Annotated in this window: 14 protein-coding genes and 1 pseudogene; 8 read left to right on the top strand and 7 right to left on the bottom strand. The window is 43.2% G+C overall.

Translation table 11 applies throughout. From position 1 onward, the window contains the following. Nucleotides 1–54: 54 nt before the first annotated feature. Nucleotides 55–1,167, top strand: a complete 1,113-nt coding sequence (gene wecB, locus V7K44_RS13805; RefSeq protein WP_334932287.1) for a non-hydrolyzing UDP-N-acetylglucosamine 2-epimerase — start codon at nt 55–57, stop codon at nt 1,165–1,167. Between the two features lie 121 nt (nt 1,168–1,288). Here wecB and V7K44_RS13800 read toward each other — a convergent pair whose 3' ends face one another. After that, on the bottom strand, nt 1,289–1,879 hold the full coding sequence (locus V7K44_RS13800) for a peptidoglycan-binding protein (protein WP_334932285.1): 591 nt from the start codon (nt 1,877–1,879) through the stop codon (nt 1,289–1,291). 794 nt (nt 1,880–2,673) lie between these two features. Between V7K44_RS13800 and V7K44_RS13795 the strand changes: the two genes are divergently transcribed. The 3 genes from V7K44_RS13795 to V7K44_RS13785 all read left to right on the top strand — a co-directional run bounded on the left by V7K44_RS13795 (nt 2,674) and on the right by V7K44_RS13785 (nt 6,033). Beyond that, on the top strand, nt 2,674–3,711 hold the full coding sequence (locus V7K44_RS13795; protein WP_334932283.1) for an NADP(H)-dependent aldo-keto reductase: 1,038 nt from the start codon (nt 2,674–2,676) through the stop codon (nt 3,709–3,711). Nucleotides 3,712–3,814: 103 nt separating this feature from the next. After that, entirely contained in the window at nt 3,815–4,942 is a 1,128-nt protein-coding gene (locus V7K44_RS13790) for an aryl-sulfate sulfotransferase (protein ID WP_334932281.1), read from the top strand. 419 nt (nt 4,943–5,361) lie between these two features. Continuing rightward, nucleotides 5,362–6,033: a glutathione S-transferase family protein gene (locus V7K44_RS13785; RefSeq protein WP_334932279.1), complete on the top strand. Its 672-nt coding sequence runs from the start codon at nt 5,362–5,364 to the stop codon at nt 6,031–6,033. A 219-nt stretch (nt 6,034–6,252) separates the two neighbouring features. Here the strand turns inward: V7K44_RS13785 and V7K44_RS13780 are convergent, their stop codons facing one another. Both V7K44_RS13780 and V7K44_RS13775 read right to left on the bottom strand, forming a co-directional pair. Beyond that, complete coding sequence (locus V7K44_RS13780) at nt 6,253–7,266, bottom strand: zinc-dependent alcohol dehydrogenase family protein (protein ID WP_334932277.1); 1,014 nt, start codon at nt 7,264–7,266, stop codon at nt 6,253–6,255. A gap of 170 nt (nt 7,267–7,436) precedes the next feature. Continuing rightward, nucleotides 7,437–8,459 (bottom strand): tetratricopeptide repeat protein, encoded by a 1,023-nt coding sequence (locus tag V7K44_RS13775; RefSeq protein WP_334932275.1) that lies wholly within the window; start codon nt 8,457–8,459, stop codon nt 7,437–7,439. Between the two features lie 387 nt (nt 8,460–8,846). Here V7K44_RS13775 and V7K44_RS13770 point away from each other — a divergent pair, with 387 nt between their 5' ends. Beyond that, nucleotides 8,847–8,969 (top strand): hypothetical protein, encoded by a 123-nt coding sequence (locus tag V7K44_RS13770; protein ID WP_334932273.1) that lies wholly within the window; start codon nt 8,847–8,849, stop codon nt 8,967–8,969. A 242-nt stretch (nt 8,970–9,211) separates the two neighbouring features. After that, the gene (locus tag V7K44_RS13765) at nt 9,212–11,092 is read left to right on the top strand and encodes an ABC transporter ATP-binding protein (protein ID WP_334932271.1); all 1,881 of its coding nucleotides are present in this window, start codon (nt 9,212–9,214) and stop codon (nt 11,090–11,092) included. On the opposite strand, the gene V7K44_RS13760 is transcribed toward V7K44_RS13765, so the two are convergent. The 4 genes from V7K44_RS13760 to V7K44_RS13745 all read right to left on the bottom strand — a co-directional run bounded on the left by V7K44_RS13760 (nt 11,089) and on the right by V7K44_RS13745 (nt 15,358). Beyond that, the gene (locus V7K44_RS13760) at nt 11,089–11,229 is read right to left on the bottom strand and encodes a hypothetical protein (protein WP_334932269.1); all 141 of its coding nucleotides are present in this window, start codon (nt 11,227–11,229) and stop codon (nt 11,089–11,091) included. The two genes, V7K44_RS13765 and V7K44_RS13760, sit on opposite strands and share 4 nt — an antisense overlap. Nucleotides 11,230–11,313: 84 nt before the next feature. Then, entirely contained in the window at nt 11,314–12,015 is a 702-nt protein-coding gene (locus tag V7K44_RS13755) for an acetoacetate decarboxylase family protein (protein WP_334932267.1), read from the bottom strand. A gap of 134 nt (nt 12,016–12,149) precedes the next feature. Continuing rightward, on the bottom strand, nt 12,150–14,078 hold the full coding sequence (dnaK, locus tag V7K44_RS13750; protein WP_334932265.1) for a molecular chaperone DnaK: 1,929 nt from the start codon (nt 14,076–14,078) through the stop codon (nt 12,150–12,152). 461 nt (nt 14,079–14,539) lie between these two features. Further along, complete coding sequence (locus tag V7K44_RS13745) at nt 14,540–15,358, bottom strand: SDR family oxidoreductase (RefSeq protein ID WP_334932263.1); 819 nt, start codon at nt 15,356–15,358, stop codon at nt 14,540–14,542. 562 nt (nt 15,359–15,920) lie between these two features. Between V7K44_RS13745 and V7K44_RS13740 the strand changes: the two genes are divergently transcribed. Both V7K44_RS13740 and V7K44_RS13735 read left to right on the top strand, forming a co-directional pair. Further along, entirely contained in the window at nt 15,921–16,982 is a 1,062-nt protein-coding gene (locus V7K44_RS13740) for a TIGR03032 family protein (protein ID WP_334932261.1), read from the top strand. A gap of 65 nt (nt 16,983–17,047) precedes the next feature. Beyond that, a pseudogene (locus V7K44_RS13735) lies at nt 17,048–18,558 on the top strand (hypothetical protein); the annotation flags it as partial.

The following is an 18,558-nucleotide window of genomic DNA, read 5'->3' as shown; positions in this document are numbered from 1 at the left end:
CATAGACCATTGACTATAGACGATTGACTATAGATGGCAAATTACAGATGACTAATGACTAATCAAAAACGCGTTTGCATTATCTTAGGTACTCGCCCGGAAGCGATTAAACTCGCTCCAGTGATTCAGGTTTTCCAAAAGTCTTCAGAATTTCAACTGCAAGTAATTCTAACTGGACAGCATCGGGAGATGGTTGAGCAAGTTATGCAACTGTTTAATATCAAGGCAGATTATAACTTGGAAATTATGCAGGTTCAGCAATCTCTAAATGATATTACTTGCCGTAGTTTACAAGGGTTAGAAGCATTATTTAAGGCAGAAAAGCCAGATTTCGTAATCGTGCAGGGAGATACTACCACTGCTTTTGCCGCAGCTTTGGCAGCTTTTTATCAAAAAATTCCTATAGGTCATGTAGAAGCAGGGTTAAGAACTGATGATATCTTCAATCCTTACCCAGAAGAAGCTAATCGCCGATTGATTTCTCAAATTACTCAGTTGCACTTTGCGCCGACACCTTGGGCTGTGGAAAATTTGCATCGTTCTGGTGTTTTGGGTGAAATTCACATGACGGGCAACACGGTAATTGATGCATTGTTAAATGTCGCTGCAACCCAAGTAGTTTGCAATGTCCCAGGATTAAACTGGGATTCATATCGGGTTTTATTAGCAACAGTTCATCGTCGGGAGAATTGGGGAGAACCTCTGTTAGCGATCGCTCAGGGCTTTTTACAAATTTTAGACAAGTTTCCTGATACAGCTTTGCTCTTACCATTGCACCGCAATCCGACAGTGCGAGTCCCTTTGCAAGAACTTTTAGGGAATCATCCCCGAATTTTCTTGACAGATCCTCTAGATTATGGGGAATTGGTGGGAGCAATTGGGCGATCGCATCTTTTACTCACTGACTCTGGTGGCTTGCAAGAAGAAGCGCCCAGTTTGGGAAAACCAGTACTAGTCTTGAGAGACAATACCGAAAGACCAGAGGCTGTGGTAGCTGGTACAGCCAAACTTGTTGGCACTACGACTGAGAACATTGTTGCAGCCGCTGCTGAGTTACTTAGCGACACAGATGCTTATGAAGCGATGGCAAACGCAATCAATCCCTTTGGGGATGGTCATGCAGCAGAGCGCATTTTGCAGATTGTCCAAAATTACATTCATGGGTAAGGAAGTTCGTAGTAAGGACTTTAGTCCTTATTTCTCAAGCACTAAAGTGCTTACTACAAACCCTCAAAACTAGTTTGACAATATTTACCAAACCACGAGGTTTTTTAAGGGTGGCTTCTGGCTAAATACCCAGAGCCGATCGAGTTTCGGGGCCTACAACACCATCTACAAGTAGACCTTTGCTTTGCTGAAAGCTTCGGACTCGGCTAACAGTTTCTTGACCGTAAATTCCATCAATCCTGAGATTACCTAAAGCTGTTTGCAGGTCTCTGACGATCTGACCTTTTGAACCAGGGGTAAGAATAACTGAACCACCAACACCACCGGGTCTAGTCACAGGACGATTGCTAGGTCTATCACCAATCCATCGGGCAAAAACGTATCTACCAGTAGAAAGTCTGGCAAAACCGTTTTCATATCGTTCAATTGCTGGAAGTGTTGCGCCATTTGGTACACAGTCCACATAAGAGTAGTTGCTGCTTGGGCCGGAACGGACACGTAAACAACTGCCGTTAGTCTTTACATAGGCAGCCGAACTCACTTGAATCTGGGTTACAGCAGCAAATAATACACCGACACCAGCTAAAGCTAACCAAGCCGAAGATTTAAGCAGTTTTTTCCAATTGAATTGAGGTTGAGGAAGATGATACTTAGTGTTTCCAGATGCCTCTTCTTGAGCAATAAACATCTGGGAATAAGCAAGATATTCCATAATGCACTCCTTGATATGAAAAAATGAGTACTCGCAGAGAATTACTTGGTCATTCTCTGTATTTATTCTTAGTATATTTTATATCACTGTGCTTTCAAAGTTTTTTATTGATAGCGAAATTAAGAAAAAATAAAATTAGTCAAAAGATTCCTGAAAAAATGCGATGTCTACCACTAGCTAACCCGTCGTAGACATCGCATTTTGAAAATAAAATTGCTATAGACATGAGCATGGTTGGAAGCGATCGCAGCAAAAAATTCCTAGTTATACAAGTCATTAAAAACCTAAATCTTTTTCATGGCTACCAAATGTTGTTACTTCTCCCAACTAGTCTTGGTATATTTTGATTATCGTAAAGACAAGCTACTTAGAACTAAGCATATTAATATGAATATTTATTACGACTTAATTCTAGAATAATCTTAAGATTTCTGATATACTACGGTAATTCTATCGATTTATTGTAATATACACTTAGCCTAAAATAGTCCATTTCACAAATACTCGATAAAAGCAAGTATTTTCTACTACATATTTAAAATTTTTATTATCCAAAACTAATTTACTCATCTGCTTCATCTATGCAATAATAAGCAACTGTGTTCATTAACTACACTTTATCGACCGATTTAAAGTAGTATAAATTCAATATTCGTTGAAAAATTTATATTGGCTTAGTGCCAAATCCAGTATTGTTTGAAGCTAATTTACTTAAAAAAATAATCCTCTTGACAAAATACAAAATCTCCAACAAAAATATCACTGTTCAATTGACTGAATAACAACGCAGCAATATGAAATATAACCAACTTGGTACGAGTGACTTAAAAGTTTCTGAAATTTGTCTGGGTACTATGACTTATGGACAGCAAAATACTATTGAAGAAGCCCATGAGCAACTAGATTATTCTATTGGTCAAGGAGTCAATTTTATTGATGCAGCAGAGATGTACCCTGTCCCAACAAGTGCAGAAACTTATGGATTAACTGAAACTTTCATTGGAGAATGGTTAAAACGTCAACAAAGAGATCGACTTATTATAGCTACTAAAATTGCTGGTCCTGGTCGAGGCTTTAAATGGGTACGTGGAGGAGCCAAAGCAATCGATCGTGATAATATCAAACAAGCTGTAGATGATAGTTTAAAAAGATTACAGACAGACTATATCGATCTGTATCAAATCCACTGGCCAGATCGCTACGTGCCACGATTTGGACAAACAGTGTTCGATCCGACTCAGGTGGGAGAAACGGTTCCCATTGCGGAACAACTAGCAGTTTTTGCCGATGTAATTAAAGCGGGGAAAATTCGCTATATCGGTTTGAGTAACGAAACACCTTGGGGAGTTGCCCAGTTTAGTAACGCTGCTAAACAATTAGGATTGCCCAAAGTTGTTTCGATTCAAAATGCTTACAACTTGTTGAATCGAGTATTTGACGGAGCTTTAGCAGAAGCAGTTTATCACGAAGAAATTGGCTTACTAGCTTATAGTCCTTTAGCATTTGGCTTCTTGACTGGCAAATATCTAAACGGCAAACCAGAGAAAGCCAGAGTCACTTTGTTTGAAAATTTCGGTCAGCGCTATCTGAAACCGAAAGTCAGTCAAGCTGTATCAGCTTATGTAGAAATTGCCAAGCGCCATCAACTAAGTCCAGCGCATCTAGCTTTAGCATTTGTGCGGAGTCGTTGGTTTGTGCCTAGCACAATTATTGGTGCTACCACACTAGAACAACTTAAAGAGAATTTAGAAAGTGTGAATGTAGTTCTCAACAAAGACATTTTGGAAGAGTTGGATATAGTTCATGCTCAGTCGCCAAATCCAGCACCATAAGAGTGCTGAGTAGTGAGTGTGAATTGTTCAGAAACAAGTAGAGGTGTTCGATACACTCTGTCCCAGTTCTTAGATGCAAAACTAGATATTTAGTAGGTAGGATATGACTTTTACAGCAACATTAGTTGACCAGAATACTATTCGTCGTCGGGGTACTGGTTTAAGAGCTTACAATCCCGAAAAAGTATTTAAAGGATACACACTTTTCACACCTTTAACAGGTCAAGGTGAAGTCTACCTCCTAAACCTAGAAGGAGAAGTAATACACCAGTGGAATCTGCCTTATCCACCAGGGTTATACGGTTATCTCTTGCCCAATGGCAACCTTTTTTATAACGGTAAGACTCCGCCAGAAGAACCACTACGTTTTGCTTTGTGGGCTGCATTCAAAAGTGGCGTTGTTTTAGAAGCAGATCCCAAAGGAAATATTATCTGGGAATATAAGCATCCAGATCATCATCACGATGGACGCAGACTTGCCAATGGGAACACAATTCTACTCGCCATTGAAAAGATACCTCAGTCTTTGGTTCCCCGGATCAAAGGTGGCGTACCAGGTACAGAACCAGATGGTGATATCTATGCTGATGTGCTTTATGAGGTGACTCCAGGAGGTGAAATTGTTTGGACTTGGCACGCCCACGAACACCTCGATCCAGATATATTTACGATTACACCCCAAGATCATCGACATGAATGGACTCACGGGAATACTGTGGGTGAACTCGCTGATGGCAACATTATAGTGAGCTTTCGTAATATCTCCACAGTTGTCATTGTCGATCGCAAAACCGGAGAAATCATCTGGACGTTGGGCGATGACGTGCTAGGACAGCAGCACTTCCCGAACGAACTAGTTAACGGTAATATCTTGATTTTCGACAATGGCGCACATCGCCGTAACATTGCTCTCAATTTTTCCCGTGTGATTGAGGTGAACCGTCAAACCAAAGAAATAGTTTGGGAATACACCGATAATCCGCCCCAAAATTTCTTCAGTTCTTATATATCAGGAGCGCAACGTTTGGCCAATGGCAATACCTTAATTACAGAAGGTGCTTATGGTCGAATATTTGAGGTGACATTTACAGGGGAAATTGTTTGGGAATACATCAATCCCCACTTTGCATCTCGGAATATTGCAGGTGAGAAGTCGCCGGTAACTCGTGGAGAGCAAAATACAGTCTTCCGCGCCTTCCGTTATGCACCTGAAGAAGTGCCCTGGCTTTAGCCCGGATTTCTCACAAGCTTAAGGCGTTTGATGGAGCAGAGGAGAAGTAATGAGTAAGGAGTAATAAATAATAAGTAAAAACTTCTTACTCATTACTTCTTACTCATTACTTCTTACTTCTCCCCTACACAAGCGCAGGCTTTAAGAGGTGTGGTGAGAAATCCGGGTTTAGGAGTCTGTCAAGTTTAAATTGATGGGTAAGCAAGTTTGTAGTCAGGACTTTAGTCCTTATTTTCTCAGCACTAAAGTCCTTACTACGAACCTCTGATTATTAAAAGTTTGCTTAGTGTCGATAATTTTTCACGTTACATTCGCTTCAACAAGAGTTTGCGACACTAACAATTTAAGATTTGGGATTTTGGATGAAAATTCAATTCCCAATGGCGATTAACAAGTCCTATTTACCAAGGAACTTAAACATGGCTGAAATTAAAGTATACAGTGCAGTTGTTTGTCCTTATGCTCACCGTACCCGCTTGGTACTCCAAGAGAAAGGCATCGACTTCGATTTGATTGAGATTGATTTGCAGAATAAGCCTGAAGGATTTACCAAAGTTTCCCCCTATGGTAAAGTACCTGCACTAACTCATGGCGATAACCGAGTTTGGGAGTCAGCGGTAATTAACGAATATCTTGATGAGGTATTTCCCAATCCACCACTGTTACCCAGCAACCCCATTGATAGGGCACAAGCTCGCATCTGGCTCGATTTTGCTAACACCAGATTCGTTCCCGCTTTTTCTACACTGCTGCGGAGTTCAGATCCCCAAAAACAAGAAGAAGCGAAACAGGAACTATATAACCACCTAGAATTCATTGAAAATGAAGGTTTAGCAAAGTTTTCTGGAGAAGGCCCTTACTGGTTTGGTGAATCCATTAGTTTGGTCGATTTCACCTACTTCCCCTGGTTTGAGCGTTGGGCTGCACTGAAGCAGTATCGCGGCTTTGGAATACCAGAGCAATTTACCCGTCTACGTCAGTGGAAACGTGCTTTGAAAGAGCGTGAATCTGTAAAAGCGATCGCTCACTCTAAGGAATTCTACATTGAGCGATATGCTAAATTCGCTGCGCCTACTCTCGCGGCTGTTTAAATGTAATTCATAATACCAATTCAATTAATGATTGCAACACATCGTTGGGTAAAGACGCGACGCCAGTCGCTACAACGGGGGGAACCCCCGCAACGCGCTGGCTCATGAATCGCGTCTTTACAAATGGTCTATTTGTCGCATTTTTTTTCCAATTGGTATAACTATGTTTCAACTGGGAATTCAAACCCCACTTGAAACATAGAATTTAACTCTTTCAAATTACGAATTACGAATTACGACTTTACCGAAGTGAGCGGCACTTTTGAGGTAATGATAAGCTTCTCGTGCTTCAGTGAAGGGAAAAACTCGATCAATAATCGGTTTGATTTGATGCTGTTGCAGCGCCTGATTCATTGCCTCAAACATTTCTCGACTACCAACATAAATCCCCTGAACTGTTAAACTCTTAAAAAGTATTGGCATAGGGTCAATTTCATTTCCTCTACCTGACAATACGCCAATCAAGCTAATACGTCCTCCAATGCGGACTGCTTGTAGCGATTTTGGCAGAGTACCTGCACCGCCTACTTCAACTACATGATCTACACCCGTGCGATTGGTTAATTGATAAACTTGCTTTTCCCAATCTGGTGTTGCTTTGTAATTGATTGTTTCGTCAGCACCAAGCTGTTTCGCTCGCGCCAATTTATCATCACTGCTGGAAGTAATAATCGCTCTAGCACCATGTATCTTGGCAAACTGGAGAGCAAAAATTGAAACTCCTCCAGTACCGAGTAATAAAATACTATCACCTGTACCAATATTGCCTTTTGTCACCAGCCCATGCCAAGCTGTGACTGCTGCACAAGGTAAAGTTGCGCCTTCAATGTAGGATAGGTAATCAGGTAATACTACTAAACCATTTTGGTGTAATACGACATACTCAGCTAGCATTCCATCGATACCACCTCCGAGATCGGATTTCATTTTCTCTTTAGTTAAAGAGCCATAAATCCAGTCTTGGAAGAAAATACCAGCGACGCGATCGCCTATTTTTACCCGTGTCACACCTTCCCCCACTGCCACAACTTCTCCCGCACCGTCAGACATGGGAATTAACGGATATTTCTGTCCAGCACCGTAAGCTCCTTCAATAACCAGCAGATCCCGATAATTTAAGGATGTTGCCTTCACTTGAATCAGAACTTGTCCAGCTGCGGGTTTTGGTTGGGGGCGCTCGACTAATGCCAGGGCATCAATTCCGGCGTTGCTTTGAATTTCGTAAGCTTTCATAGATGTGCTTCTTCTAGCTACAACTTTGGTATTGTAGCTAGGGTAAAAAAGAATGTAGAGACGTAGCAGTTGATACGTCTCTAGAAGGGTTTTGGATAACGCATATTTAATTTCACTAGTAGGGTTGCCCTAACCCCTTCTCCCAATATGGGAGAAGGGGGAACTGGAAGCTACAGAGAATCTATGAACTGCTGTACTTTTTCTAAAAGTGGCTGATATTCAATTTGCTCTGCTAACTCTTGGGCATTTTGGTAGCACGATCGCGCCATTTTTTTGCGTTTCTTGGTGGCGTAAACGCTTCCCATATTTAGCAAAGTTGAAATTTCTCCGAGATTATCGCCGAGTTCTTGATAAATCACAATGGCTTGCTTGTAGAACTTCATTGCTTGGCGATGCTCTGCCAGGGTGGTGTAGGTAAAACCAATGTTGTGAAGGGTTGTTGCAACGCCTGCGCGATCGCTAATTGCTCGACGTGTCAAAAGAACTTGATAGTAGAGCAACAGCGCTTGTTTTGGTTGTCCTAAATCATGATATACAGAAGCAATATTATTCAAGGTAGTTGCTTCTCCAAGCAAATTCTTCAGAGCTCGTTGAATTGGCAGTGCTGCTTGAAAAAATTCTAGCGCTTGTTCAAACTTGCCTAAAACATTGTAGGCAAATCCAATGCCATTGAGCGTTGTTGCTTCACCAGAAAAGTCACCTAACAATCGCCGCATCCTCAAAATTTGGTGTTGTAGCAACAGCGCCCGTTTTGGTTCTCCTAACCGCGTATAAATTAGCGCGACATCATTAAGAGTAGAAACTTCGCTTTGGGTATCTTGCGATCGCCTAAAGATTGGCAGTGCTTTGTCAAAATATTCCAACGCTTGCGAAAAGCGTCCAAGACGGCTGTAGGTAGAACCCAGATTGCTAAGTGCAGTGGCCTCTGCTGGCGTGTTGCCAATTTCAATAGCAACCGAAAGCGCCTGATGAAAGCGCTCTAATGCTTTTTGAGGTTGCCAGCAACTGAGGTGAGCTAAACCGAGGTCATTTAATGTATACCCTTCTCTAGCTCGGTCTGGAATTGCTCTAGCCAAGTGTAAATTTTTGGTTGCAAGGTCGAGAGACTCTTGAAATTTCCCTCGCTGGTAGTAGCGGTTTGCTTCATCACGACGTTGTTCCCATTCTTTGACTTGATTTAAAGGTTGCATCATCTGACCTCAGTTGCATTCTGCGATAAGTAGGCAAGACATCTCTTGGGAATGAACCCCTCTTAGGTTTCCCAAATTTTAACCCCGATCTTCTATCTTTAGATATAAGACGTAAACAGATAAGTATGCTATTTTTTCATACTTACAGGAATATTTATGAAGCAATTAATACAAATACTGTAGGGGCGCATAGATGTCATAGGTGTCAACTTAACGCCAAACCTGCTTGGTGACAACGTTTTGCCCTCACCCCCAGCCCCTCTCCCATCCGTGAGAGGGGAGCTAGACATTCAATTCCCCTTCTCCTTTGGGAGAAGGGGTTAGGGGATGAGGGCGTGAGGGATTTGCAAAACGCCTGTTCGATATAGTTTTCGGCTTAAGTTGACACCAATGATAGCAGTGCGCCCTCCGATTCCCGATTTATTTCAAAAGTCGGAAATCTTGTTGTTACATCGCTATTTTCAACTCAACCGTTGCCGCAACCACAAGGCCAGTAAAGGCAATGCCAGTTGATAACCTGGCTCGGCATTATAAATCAAGCCGCCAAATTAAATTAAACAGTGGCAACCTTTCTGGGTAGGGGACTGATCGTTTTAAGATTGCAAAATGTAAAGGAAATCATCCAAATCTTGAGGAATATCGGGTCTTAGTAGTAATCTTGCAGTTTCTATCTCAGGCATGGTATCAGAGTAGGAAGATAAACGCTACTTTAAACAAGCGTGTTTTTTTCCAAACATTAATATAATGCTCTTACTATGAGCATCTACCAATCTCTGAAAAAATCTTATACACCAGATCGTCGGCGTAAGAATGACTGGCGGTTATTTTTGCGTTTGGTGCCTTATGCCCGTCGTAACGGACGGCTACTGGCGCTGTCGATGTGTCTACTCGTACCGATCGCACTAGCTAATGCTGTACAACCTTTCTTGATTGGCCAAGTAATCTCCCTGATTCGTAACGAACCAAGCACTTACGAATTTTTCAGGAATCGTCCCTTCTCGCAAGGGCTGAATATCCTAGAGGGATTACTGGTAATTGCGATCGCAATCCAATTGATGTTGTCAGGTTTCCAAGGTTATATAGTCCAAAAGCTAGGGCAACAAATCACCGCAGCAATTCGCCAAGACTTATTTCAGCACGTAACATCTCTAGCAGTGCGCTTTTTTGACCGTACACCCGTAGGTAAATTAATTACCAGAATCACCAGCGATGTAGAAGTGTTAGGCGATGTCTTTTCGACTGGGGCGGTTGGCATTATATCCGATTTGTTTTTAATGCTGGTGACTTTGGGTTTAATGTTTTCCATCCAGTGGCAACTTTCTTGCTTGCTGGTATTGATGCTGTTACCAACTAGCTGGGTAATTGTTTACATTCAAAAACAGTACCGCAAAGCCAATTACAAAGGGCGAGAAGAACTTTCGACCCTGAATTCACAGCTACAAGAAAATGTGCTTGGTATTAACGTCGTACAGTTGTTCCGTAGAGAAAAATTTAATGCCGAATTGTTTCGTGCTACGAACAGGCACTACACTCAGCAAATGGATAAAACCATCTTTTATGATTCATTTGTTTCCGCAACCTTAGAATGGATTGGACTGATTGCGATCGCAGGTGTTTTGTGCGTGGGTGGTTGGTTGCTGTTTGAAAAAAACTTGACTTTCGGGACTTTATCGACATTTATATTGTATGCCCAGCGATTATTTGACCCTTTAAGGGCTTTTGCCGAAAAATTTACAGTAATTCAAGCTGGTTTCACTGCCATTGAACGCGTAGGCGATATATTAGATGAACCGATAGAAATTCGCGATCGCGCCAATGTCCGCTTCTCAATATTTGATGCAAAATTTGGCTACATCGACGAAATCCTAGCAAATCTAGAATCCCCAGACCTCACTTCTCCCCCAGAACTGGGAGAGATTCGCTTCGATCATGTCTGGTTTGCTTACAAAAATGATGATTACGTAATTAAAGACTTAGATTTTACCATTCATCCTGGTGAAAAAATTGCATTAGTCGGCCCCACTGGTGCGGGTAAAACTTCGATTATCCGTCTTTTGTGCCGCCTCTACGAACCCACCCAAGGACGCATTCTCATAGATGGCGTTGATATTCGGGAAGTACCACAAGCAGAACTGCGGCGCTACATGGCAGTAATTTTACAAGAAGGCTTTTTGTTTGCTGGCGATGTTAAAAGCAACATCTCTTTAGGAGATGGCTACACCATTGAGCAGATTCAACAAGCAGCCGAAGAAACTAACATTGCCCAGTTTATAGAAGAATTACCCCAAGGTTATGATACTCAACTTCGAGAACGGGGCACAAATATTTCTAGTGGTCAAAAGCAACTTTTAGCCTTTGCGCGGGCTGCGATTCGCAATCCGCAAATTTTAGTACTAGATGAAGCTACCGCTAGTTTAGATGTTGGTACAGAAGCTTCAGTTCAAGAGGCATTAAACCAGCTTTTGCTCAGACGTACTGCCATTATTATCGCTCACCGCTTGTCTACAATTCGCAATGTAGACCGGATTTTTGTTCTCAAGCGTGGCGAATTAATCGAACAGGGAAGTCATGAGCAACTACTGCAACAAGGAGGGCTTTATGCCACTTTGCATAACTTACAAATGTTGGGAAGTTAGTATATTTTATAATCCCAAGGTGGAAAATAGCGATCGCTACATTCGCCACGGGCATTGCCTAAAATGATACCAATTTGAAAAAAGAATGCAACAAATAGACCATTTGTAGAGACGCGATGAATCGCGTCTTTACGCAAGGATGTGTTGCAATCATTAATTGAATTGGTATAAATTTCTTAATAATTCATTTCGGTTAAGGGTAAAGAGGAAAGAAAAAACCTTTAACCCTTAACCTTTTCACTTTTCCCAAAACCTGATTCCGAATTAAAAATGCCTAACCGAGAAGTATTGATACCCATCTGACCTACCACTTTTGGCGCATCAACCTGCAAACTCATCTGCTGACAACGCACAGTTAACCAAGGCTGACCTAAACCTATTCCACAAAAAGGACTTTCAGCGGGGATTTCTAACTTAGAACCAATCAAACCCAATACAGACTCAAATTTAGCTGGGAATATCAGCAAATCAGCACCCTTGGCGCTGAAAGCAGAGGCACTTAACCACTGTTTCCATGCCAAGCTTTGCCGCTCGTATCTAAGACTACACAATTTACGGTTTTCCTGATGCACACTAACATACTTTCCTTGTTCCCAGGTAAACTCAGCTAGTTCCTTTGGTAGTGCCCAAATTTCTCGACCACCAGCCACCGAATCAGCATTATCTACATAAATGTGGGAAACCCAGCCACCGATTTTTCTTTGGTAATTAACCAAAGCTGGAACAACAATTAACTCACTATACTCCAGTACTGAGCCTGACCCGTAATTAGATAAATACACGCTAGCGAGGGTTTTACCAGGCCATACAGAAATAATTTCTAACTCTAAGGGAATCAAAGGGCGCACTTGGTCAATATTTACCAAATGCAGAGTTTGGATAGCATTACCTTGAAGTGTCCAAGGTGCTTGTGGATATGGCATAAGAGATTAACCGGACTTGATATCACTCCTAATTCCTAACCCCTAACTCCTTAAAAAAAATCCCCACTCAGGTATTTGCCTGAGTGGGTAATATGACATCGAACAAAATAATCTTCTCAAAAGAAGTAGAGTAATTATTTGCTCTCTGTAAAATCAGCGTCAATCACATCGTCACCGTTACTAGAACTAGAGGAACTGCTACTATCTTGAGGTTCACCACCAGATGTAGCACCAGCACCGGAACCGGCACTAGCACTAGCACCAGCTTGTTGATAGATGTTGCTACCAACAGCGAATAACGCTTGTTGCAATTCTGGGGTGAGCTTCTTGATTTGCTCATCATCTTCTTTAGCAACTGCTTCCCGCACTTCCTTCACTAAACCTTCGACTTTAGTCTTGTCAGCATCGGGAACTTTATCGCCCAATTCTTGTAACTGCTTTTCAGCTTGGTATGCCAAAGAATCGGCTTGGTTCTTGCGTTCAATCTTTTCACGCCGTTCTTTATCAGATGAAGCGTTCTGTTCAGCTTCTCTTACCATCCGGTCAACGTCATTTTTATCCAGAGTCGAAGCGCCGGTTATGCTGATGGACTGTTCTTTACCAGTACCTTTGTCCTTAGCGGTGACGTTAAGGATACCGTTAGCGTCAATGTCGAAGACCACTTCAATTTGAGGGACACCACGTGGTGCAGGAGGAATACCATCGAGGCGGAAGGTTCCCAAGCTCTTGTTATCGTTAGAGAATTCGCGTTCACCTTGAAGGACGTGAATTTCTACGTTGGTTTGTCCATCCACAGCAGTGGAGAAGACTTCCGATTTTTTGGTGGGAATTGTGGTGTTGCGAGGGATAATTTTGGTCATCACGCCGCCCAATGTTTCCACACCCAAAGATAGAGGTGTCACGTCTAACAGCAAGATGCCAGTTACATCACCAGCCAGTACCCCGGCTTGAATGGCTGCACCAACTGCTACGACTTCATCAGGGTTAACGCTTTGGTTGGGGTCTTTACCCAATACCTGCTTGACAATCTGTTGGACTGCGGGAATGCGGGTAGAACCACCAACTAATACCACTTCATCAATATCGCCTTTGTTTAACTTGGCATCCCGAAGGGCGTTTTCCACAGGAACACGACAACGGTCAATTAAGTCAGAGCAAAGTTCTTCAAACTGGGCGCGAGTCAGGGTTGTATCCAGGTGCTTGGGGCCATCCTGGGTAGCAGTGATAAATGGCAGGTTAATTTCTGCTTGAGTGACGCTAGAAAGCTCAATTTTCGCTTTTTCTGCGGCTTCAGTCAGACGTTGTAAGGCTTGTTTGTCTTTCCGCAGGTCAATACCTTCGGCTTTCTTGAACTTCTCAGCTAAGAAGTCAACTATTTTTTTATCGAAGTCATCACCGCCAAGGTGGGTATCACCAGATGTAGCTAGAACTTCAAAAACTCCGTCTCCTACTTCCAGTACGGATACGTCGAAGGTACCACCACCAAGGTCAAACACGAGGATGGTTTCGTTACTCTTCTTGTCAAATCCATAAGCCAGAGAAGCAGCGGTAGGCTCGTTGATAATCCGTAGAACTTCAATCCCGGCAATTTTACCAGCGTCTTTTGTCGCTTGGCGTTGCGAGTCGTTGAAGTATGCGGGAACAGTGATTACAGCTTGGGTTACGGTTTCACCGAGGTATTTGCTGGCATCTTCAACTAGTTTGCGAAGAACTTTTGCAGAAATTTCTTCAGGAGCAAATGCTTTACCAGCGATTGGACAATCTAGTTTGACATTGCCGTTATTGCTGAGGACTTTGTAAGAAACTTCCGTAGCTTCGTTACTCACTTCATCGTAGCGGCGTCCGATAAAGCGTTTGACTGAGTAAAACGTATTTTCTGTGTTCATCACCGCTTGGCGTTTGGCAATTTGACCAACCAAGTTGTCGCCATTTTTCGCAAATGCAACTACTGATGGCGTTGTCCGAAAACCTTCAGCATTAGCAATTACTGTGGGTTTACCACCTTCCATCACTGCCACGCAGGAGTTCGTTGTTCCTAAGTCAATTCCAACTACTTTTGCCATTTTAGGTGCTGGCTCCGTATAACTACAAATGAATGAATGAGAATATAAAGCACTAAATTTTCAACCAACAGGGTCAAGAAATCAGCCAGTTCAGCATGAACACCTTTGTTTTGGCTTTCCTGGGGTTAAAACTCCAGACTATGCTGATATATATACTGAAGCTTAGTGGTAGCCAGTCCATGAAGGGTGGTTTCCCGAACCTTGCTTGGGACGGTTAAACTAACTAAATTGTGTTTTTAGTTGGTTCATGGATTAATTTGTCTTCACTCTGTCTAATGTAGAAGAATTAATACTTTCAGTAATTAGGGTGAACCGTAACGTCCGAGTGGTGTTTGCCGTCTTTTAAGGCAATAAACTACAGAAGCAGTGAGGATTGGGCATGGGGCATAGGGTATGGGGAGAGAATAATAACTCAGCACTCAGTACTCAACACTCAGCACTCAGCACTCAGTACTCAGCACTTACTCAATCCCAGAAAAAAGAGTTTCCCAGTCAATCACAGGTGGTCTTCGTCCTTGGTTGACTACTTCAAAAATTTTCCTAGAACTACTTGGCTGAAAAAGGCATTCTACACAAGCGTTTGCTACGTCAATCCGGCTGGCATCTCCCGAAAGTGTATCCCCAGTGCCTATGACCACACCGTATTTACCCCCAGTTTTTGCCTTAAGGAGGGTGTTGAGGTCGTATGAGGTATAGGGGCCGTCAATGAGGCGTCCTGGGCGGATAATGGTGTAGGGTAATCCTGAATTAATAATGGACTCTTCGCCTTTTTGTTTGGCATCCAACACGCCAAAACCATTAAGAATACTAAAAGGAAACTGATTTTTACGGAGAATTCCACAAGAAGAGACGAAAACGAATCGCTTCAAATTCTGGGGTGCTGCTGCTACTAGATTGCTGACACCTTCAGCATCGATTTTTGCCGGACTATTCTTTGCTTTTGCTTCACTAGATTTGGGATTAAGGAAAATAATTCCCCATTCAATCAAGTTTGGGGATTGGTCAAACTCCCATCGCGCAGAGGGAAAGGCAGTAGTTCCAGTACAATTGATGATGTGGGTAACACCTGTCATTGCAGCTGGCAGTGTAGCTGGCTGGCGGATATCGCCAACGGCAATTTCCACTTTTTGGTTAAACATCTCTTCAGCTTTTGCAGCATTGCGTGTCAGAACGCGAACTTTTAAACCCTTGAGGAGTAACTTGCCTACCACTAATTGCCCGACTCCACCTGTAGCACCAGCAACTAGTGCCAAATCTTTAGCTGAATCAAAAGAAGTCATAAAGTGCCTTTGAGATAGTCTATTGCTAATCTACCTAAAAAATACGATGTCTACGACAAGCTGTGACGCTCGATAGCGCAGCGTTAGCGACGCAAAAGCGTCTGACTCGTTAACGGATATAAAGCTTGGATAAACATGATTATTGCTTGTGCAAAGATGTTCTCAAGTTATATATAAAAATAGTTTATGTATATGTTTAGCACAATTACACATCACAAAATTATTACTGGCACAAGAGAAAATTAGGTTTTTGTCAAAAGACAGGCAAAATTTGACAACGTATCAAGTTTTCAATAGACGAATGAAATACATCTGTAAGAAGAATAAATTTTAGTTGATGTTTTACTAATCTAATAATGTATAAGAATTTACAGAAATTTAACTGATGAAGATTGGGTAAAGAACTTCACCTGACTTTACTTCAGTGATAATACAAGAGGCAACAAGGAACGAGGAGCCAACATTGTATTGTTATAAGAAAAGAAAGCAGGCAGGAGGCAGATAGCGCAGCGTCTCGTAGAAAGCGTTAGGAAAGAATTATAAACTTCCTCGGTGGAAAAAAATGAATCAAAATCCTGTAGCTGCTTCCTTGGAATTGAATGCTTCTCGCCAGTTTACTCCGTGGCTGTTTGAGCAAAATCTGAGTCTGGCCTTTACTACCTATCAAGCAGGTAAATTATTTTTCATCGGCTTACAATCTAGCGGCCAACTATCTGTATTCGAGCGCACCTTTGAGCGTTGCATGGGTTTGTATGCCCAAGATAGTAGCTTATATATGAGTTCGCTATATCAACTGTGGCGCTTTGAAAACATCCTACAACCAGGACAAATTCACAACAACTATGATGCTGTCTATTTGCCCCAAGTGAGTTATGTGACTGGAGACTTAGACATCCATGATATCGCCCTGAGTAATTATCAAGCAAATAATAATTCACAGAATCTAATATTTGTCAATACCCTATTTAGCTGTTTAGCCAGAGTCAGCCAAACCCACAGTTTCATTCCCCTGTGGCAACCGCCGTTTATTAGTAAATTGGCAGCAGAAGACAGGTGTCATCTCAACGGGTTAGCAATACGAGATGGTCAACCCAGATATGTCACAACTGTGAGTCAGTCGGATGTGGCAGAAGGATGGCGGGACAGGCGGGCTGATGGTGGTTGCGTCATTGATGTGGAAAGTAACGAGATACTCATCAGAGGACTTTCCATGCCCCATTCCCCTCGATGGTATAAAGACAAGCTGTGGTTACTTAACTCTGGGACAGGAGATTTTGGCTATTTAGACTTGAAACGGGGCAGCTTTGAACCTGTGGCATTTTGTCCGGGATATATGCGCGGTTGTGCATTTCATGGCGACTTTGCGATCGTTGGAGTTTCTCAGCCCAGGCATAACAAGACTTTTAGCGGTTTGCCTCTAGACGAAAAATTATTTCAAAAAAATGCTGAACCTCGCTGTGGGCTACTGGTAATTGACCTGAAAAGCGGTGATATTGTGCATTCCCTGCGAATGGAGGGAGTGGTACTGGAATTATACGACGTGGTGGCACTACCAGGGGTGCGTCGTCCAATGGCGATCGGCTTTAAGAGTGATGAAATTCGGCGGATGGTGACGATGGGATGAGAGACGTGGAATTTCATTCACGTCTGTACAGCTGACAAAGAAAACAACTTGGACAATTGACAACAATGGCTAATGCAGTTTTAAATCTATCTGAGCTTAATGGCAGCAACGGCTTTGTGATTAACGGCATTGATTCGACTGACTTTTCAGGCATTTCTGTCAGCAGTGCGGGGGACATTAACGGCGACGGCATCGACGACCTGATTATCGGGGCAACATATGCCGACCCCAACAGTCAGCGTGAAGCAGGGGAGAGCTACGTGGTCTTTGGCAGCAATAGTAGCTTTGAAGCTAGCTTCAACCTCTCCTCTCTCAATGGCAGCAATGGCTTTGTGATTAACGGCATTGATTCAGGCGATCGCTCAGGCATTTCTGTCAGCAATGTGGGGGACATTAACGGCGACGGCTTCGATGACCTGATTATCGGGGCAACATATGCCGACCCCAACGGTCAGCGTGATGCAGGGGAGAGCTACGTGGTCTTTGGCAGCAATAGTGGTTTTGGAGCAAGCTTCAACCTCTCCTCCCTCAATGGCAGCAATGGCTTTGTGATTAACGGCATTGGTGCATATACAGGCTCAGGCGTTTCTGTCAGCAGTACGGGGGATATCAACGGCGATGGCTTCGATGACCTGATTATTGGGGCAGGTAATCCCTGCTACGTGGTCTTTGGCAGCAATAGTGGCTTTGGAGCTAGCTTCAACCTCTCGTCCCTCAATGGCAGCAACGGCTTTGTGATTAGGGACTTCTCAGGCGTTTCTGTCAGCAGTGCGGGGGATATCAACGGCGACGGCATCGATGACCTGATTATCGGGGCAAGTAACGCCGACCCCAATGGTCAGAGTAGTGCAGGGGAGAGCTACGTGGTCTTTGGCAGCAATAGTGGCTTTGGAGCAAGCTTCAACCTCTCCTCTCTCAATGGCAGCAACGGCTTCGCGATTAACGGCATTGATGCAGATGACAGATCAGGCATTTCTGTCAGCAGTGCAGGAGATATCAACGGCGACGGCATCGATGACCTGATTATCGGGGCAAGTAACGCCGACCCCAACGGTCAGCCTTATGCAGGGGAGAGCTACGTGGTCTTTGGCAGCAATAGTGGCTTTGAAGCAAGCTTCAACCTCTCGTCCCTCAATGGCAGCAACGGCTTTGTGATTAACGGCATTGGTGCAAATGACGGCTCAGGCGTTTCTGTCAGCAGTGCGGGAGATGTCAACGGCGACGGCTTCGATGACCTGATTATTGGGACAAATAGTATCGACTACGGCAGTCAGTTTCAGGCAGGGCGGAGCTACGTGGTCTTTGGTCGCAGCAGTGGTTTCGGTGCTGGTTTCAACCTTTCATCTCTGGATGGCAGCGAGGGTTTTGCAATTAATGGCATTAATTCAGGCGATCGCTCAGGCAGTTCTGTCAGTAGCGCGGGGGATATCAACGACGACGGCTTCGATGACCTGATTATTGGGGCATATCGTGCCTCCCCCAACGGTAACAGTAGTGCAGGGCAGAGCTACGTGGTCTTTGGTTTCGCATGTCCTACACCTATTAATAAACCTCCTGTCCCTGTTAATGACACGGC

Origin of the sequence: Nostoc sp. (assembly GCF_036917235.1) — a bacterium.
GTDB lineage: Bacteria > Cyanobacteriota > Cyanobacteriia > Cyanobacteriales > Nostocaceae > Nostoc.
This window is presented reverse-complemented; position numbering and strand designations above follow the sequence as displayed.

Bases quoted from the DNA above. Each gene is read 5' to 3' on its own strand.
- wecB (WP_334932287.1), top strand. From the start codon at position 55: ATGACTAATCAAAAACGCGTTTGCATTATCTTAGGTACTCGCCCGGAA.
- V7K44_RS13800 (WP_334932285.1), bottom strand. From the start codon at position 1,879: ATGGAATATCTTGCTTATTCCCAGATGTTTATTGCTCAAGAAGAGGCA.
- V7K44_RS13795 (WP_334932283.1), top strand. From the start codon at position 2,674: ATGAAATATAACCAACTTGGTACGAGTGACTTAAAAGTTTCTGAAATT.
- V7K44_RS13790 (WP_334932281.1), top strand. From the start codon at position 3,815: ATGACTTTTACAGCAACATTAGTTGACCAGAATACTATTCGTCGTCGG.
- V7K44_RS13785 (WP_334932279.1), top strand. From the start codon at position 5,362: ATGGCTGAAATTAAAGTATACAGTGCAGTTGTTTGTCCTTATGCTCAC.
- V7K44_RS13780 (WP_334932277.1), bottom strand. From the start codon at position 7,266: ATGAAAGCTTACGAAATTCAAAGCAACGCCGGAATTGATGCCCTGGCA.
- V7K44_RS13775 (WP_334932275.1), bottom strand. From the start codon at position 8,459: ATGATGCAACCTTTAAATCAAGTCAAAGAATGGGAACAACGTCGTGAT.
- V7K44_RS13770 (WP_334932273.1), top strand. From the start codon at position 8,847: ATGATAGCAGTGCGCCCTCCGATTCCCGATTTATTTCAAAAGTCGGAA.
- V7K44_RS13765 (WP_334932271.1), top strand. From the start codon at position 9,212: ATGAGCATCTACCAATCTCTGAAAAAATCTTATACACCAGATCGTCGG.
- V7K44_RS13755 (WP_334932267.1), bottom strand. From the start codon at position 12,015: ATGCCATATCCACAAGCACCTTGGACACTTCAAGGTAATGCTATCCAA.
- dnaK (WP_334932265.1), bottom strand. From the start codon at position 14,078: ATGGCAAAAGTAGTTGGAATTGACTTAGGAACAACGAACTCCTGCGTG.
- V7K44_RS13745 (WP_334932263.1), bottom strand. From the start codon at position 15,358: ATGACTTCTTTTGATTCAGCTAAAGATTTGGCACTAGTTGCTGGTGCT.
- V7K44_RS13740 (WP_334932261.1), top strand. From the start codon at position 15,921: ATGAATCAAAATCCTGTAGCTGCTTCCTTGGAATTGAATGCTTCTCGC.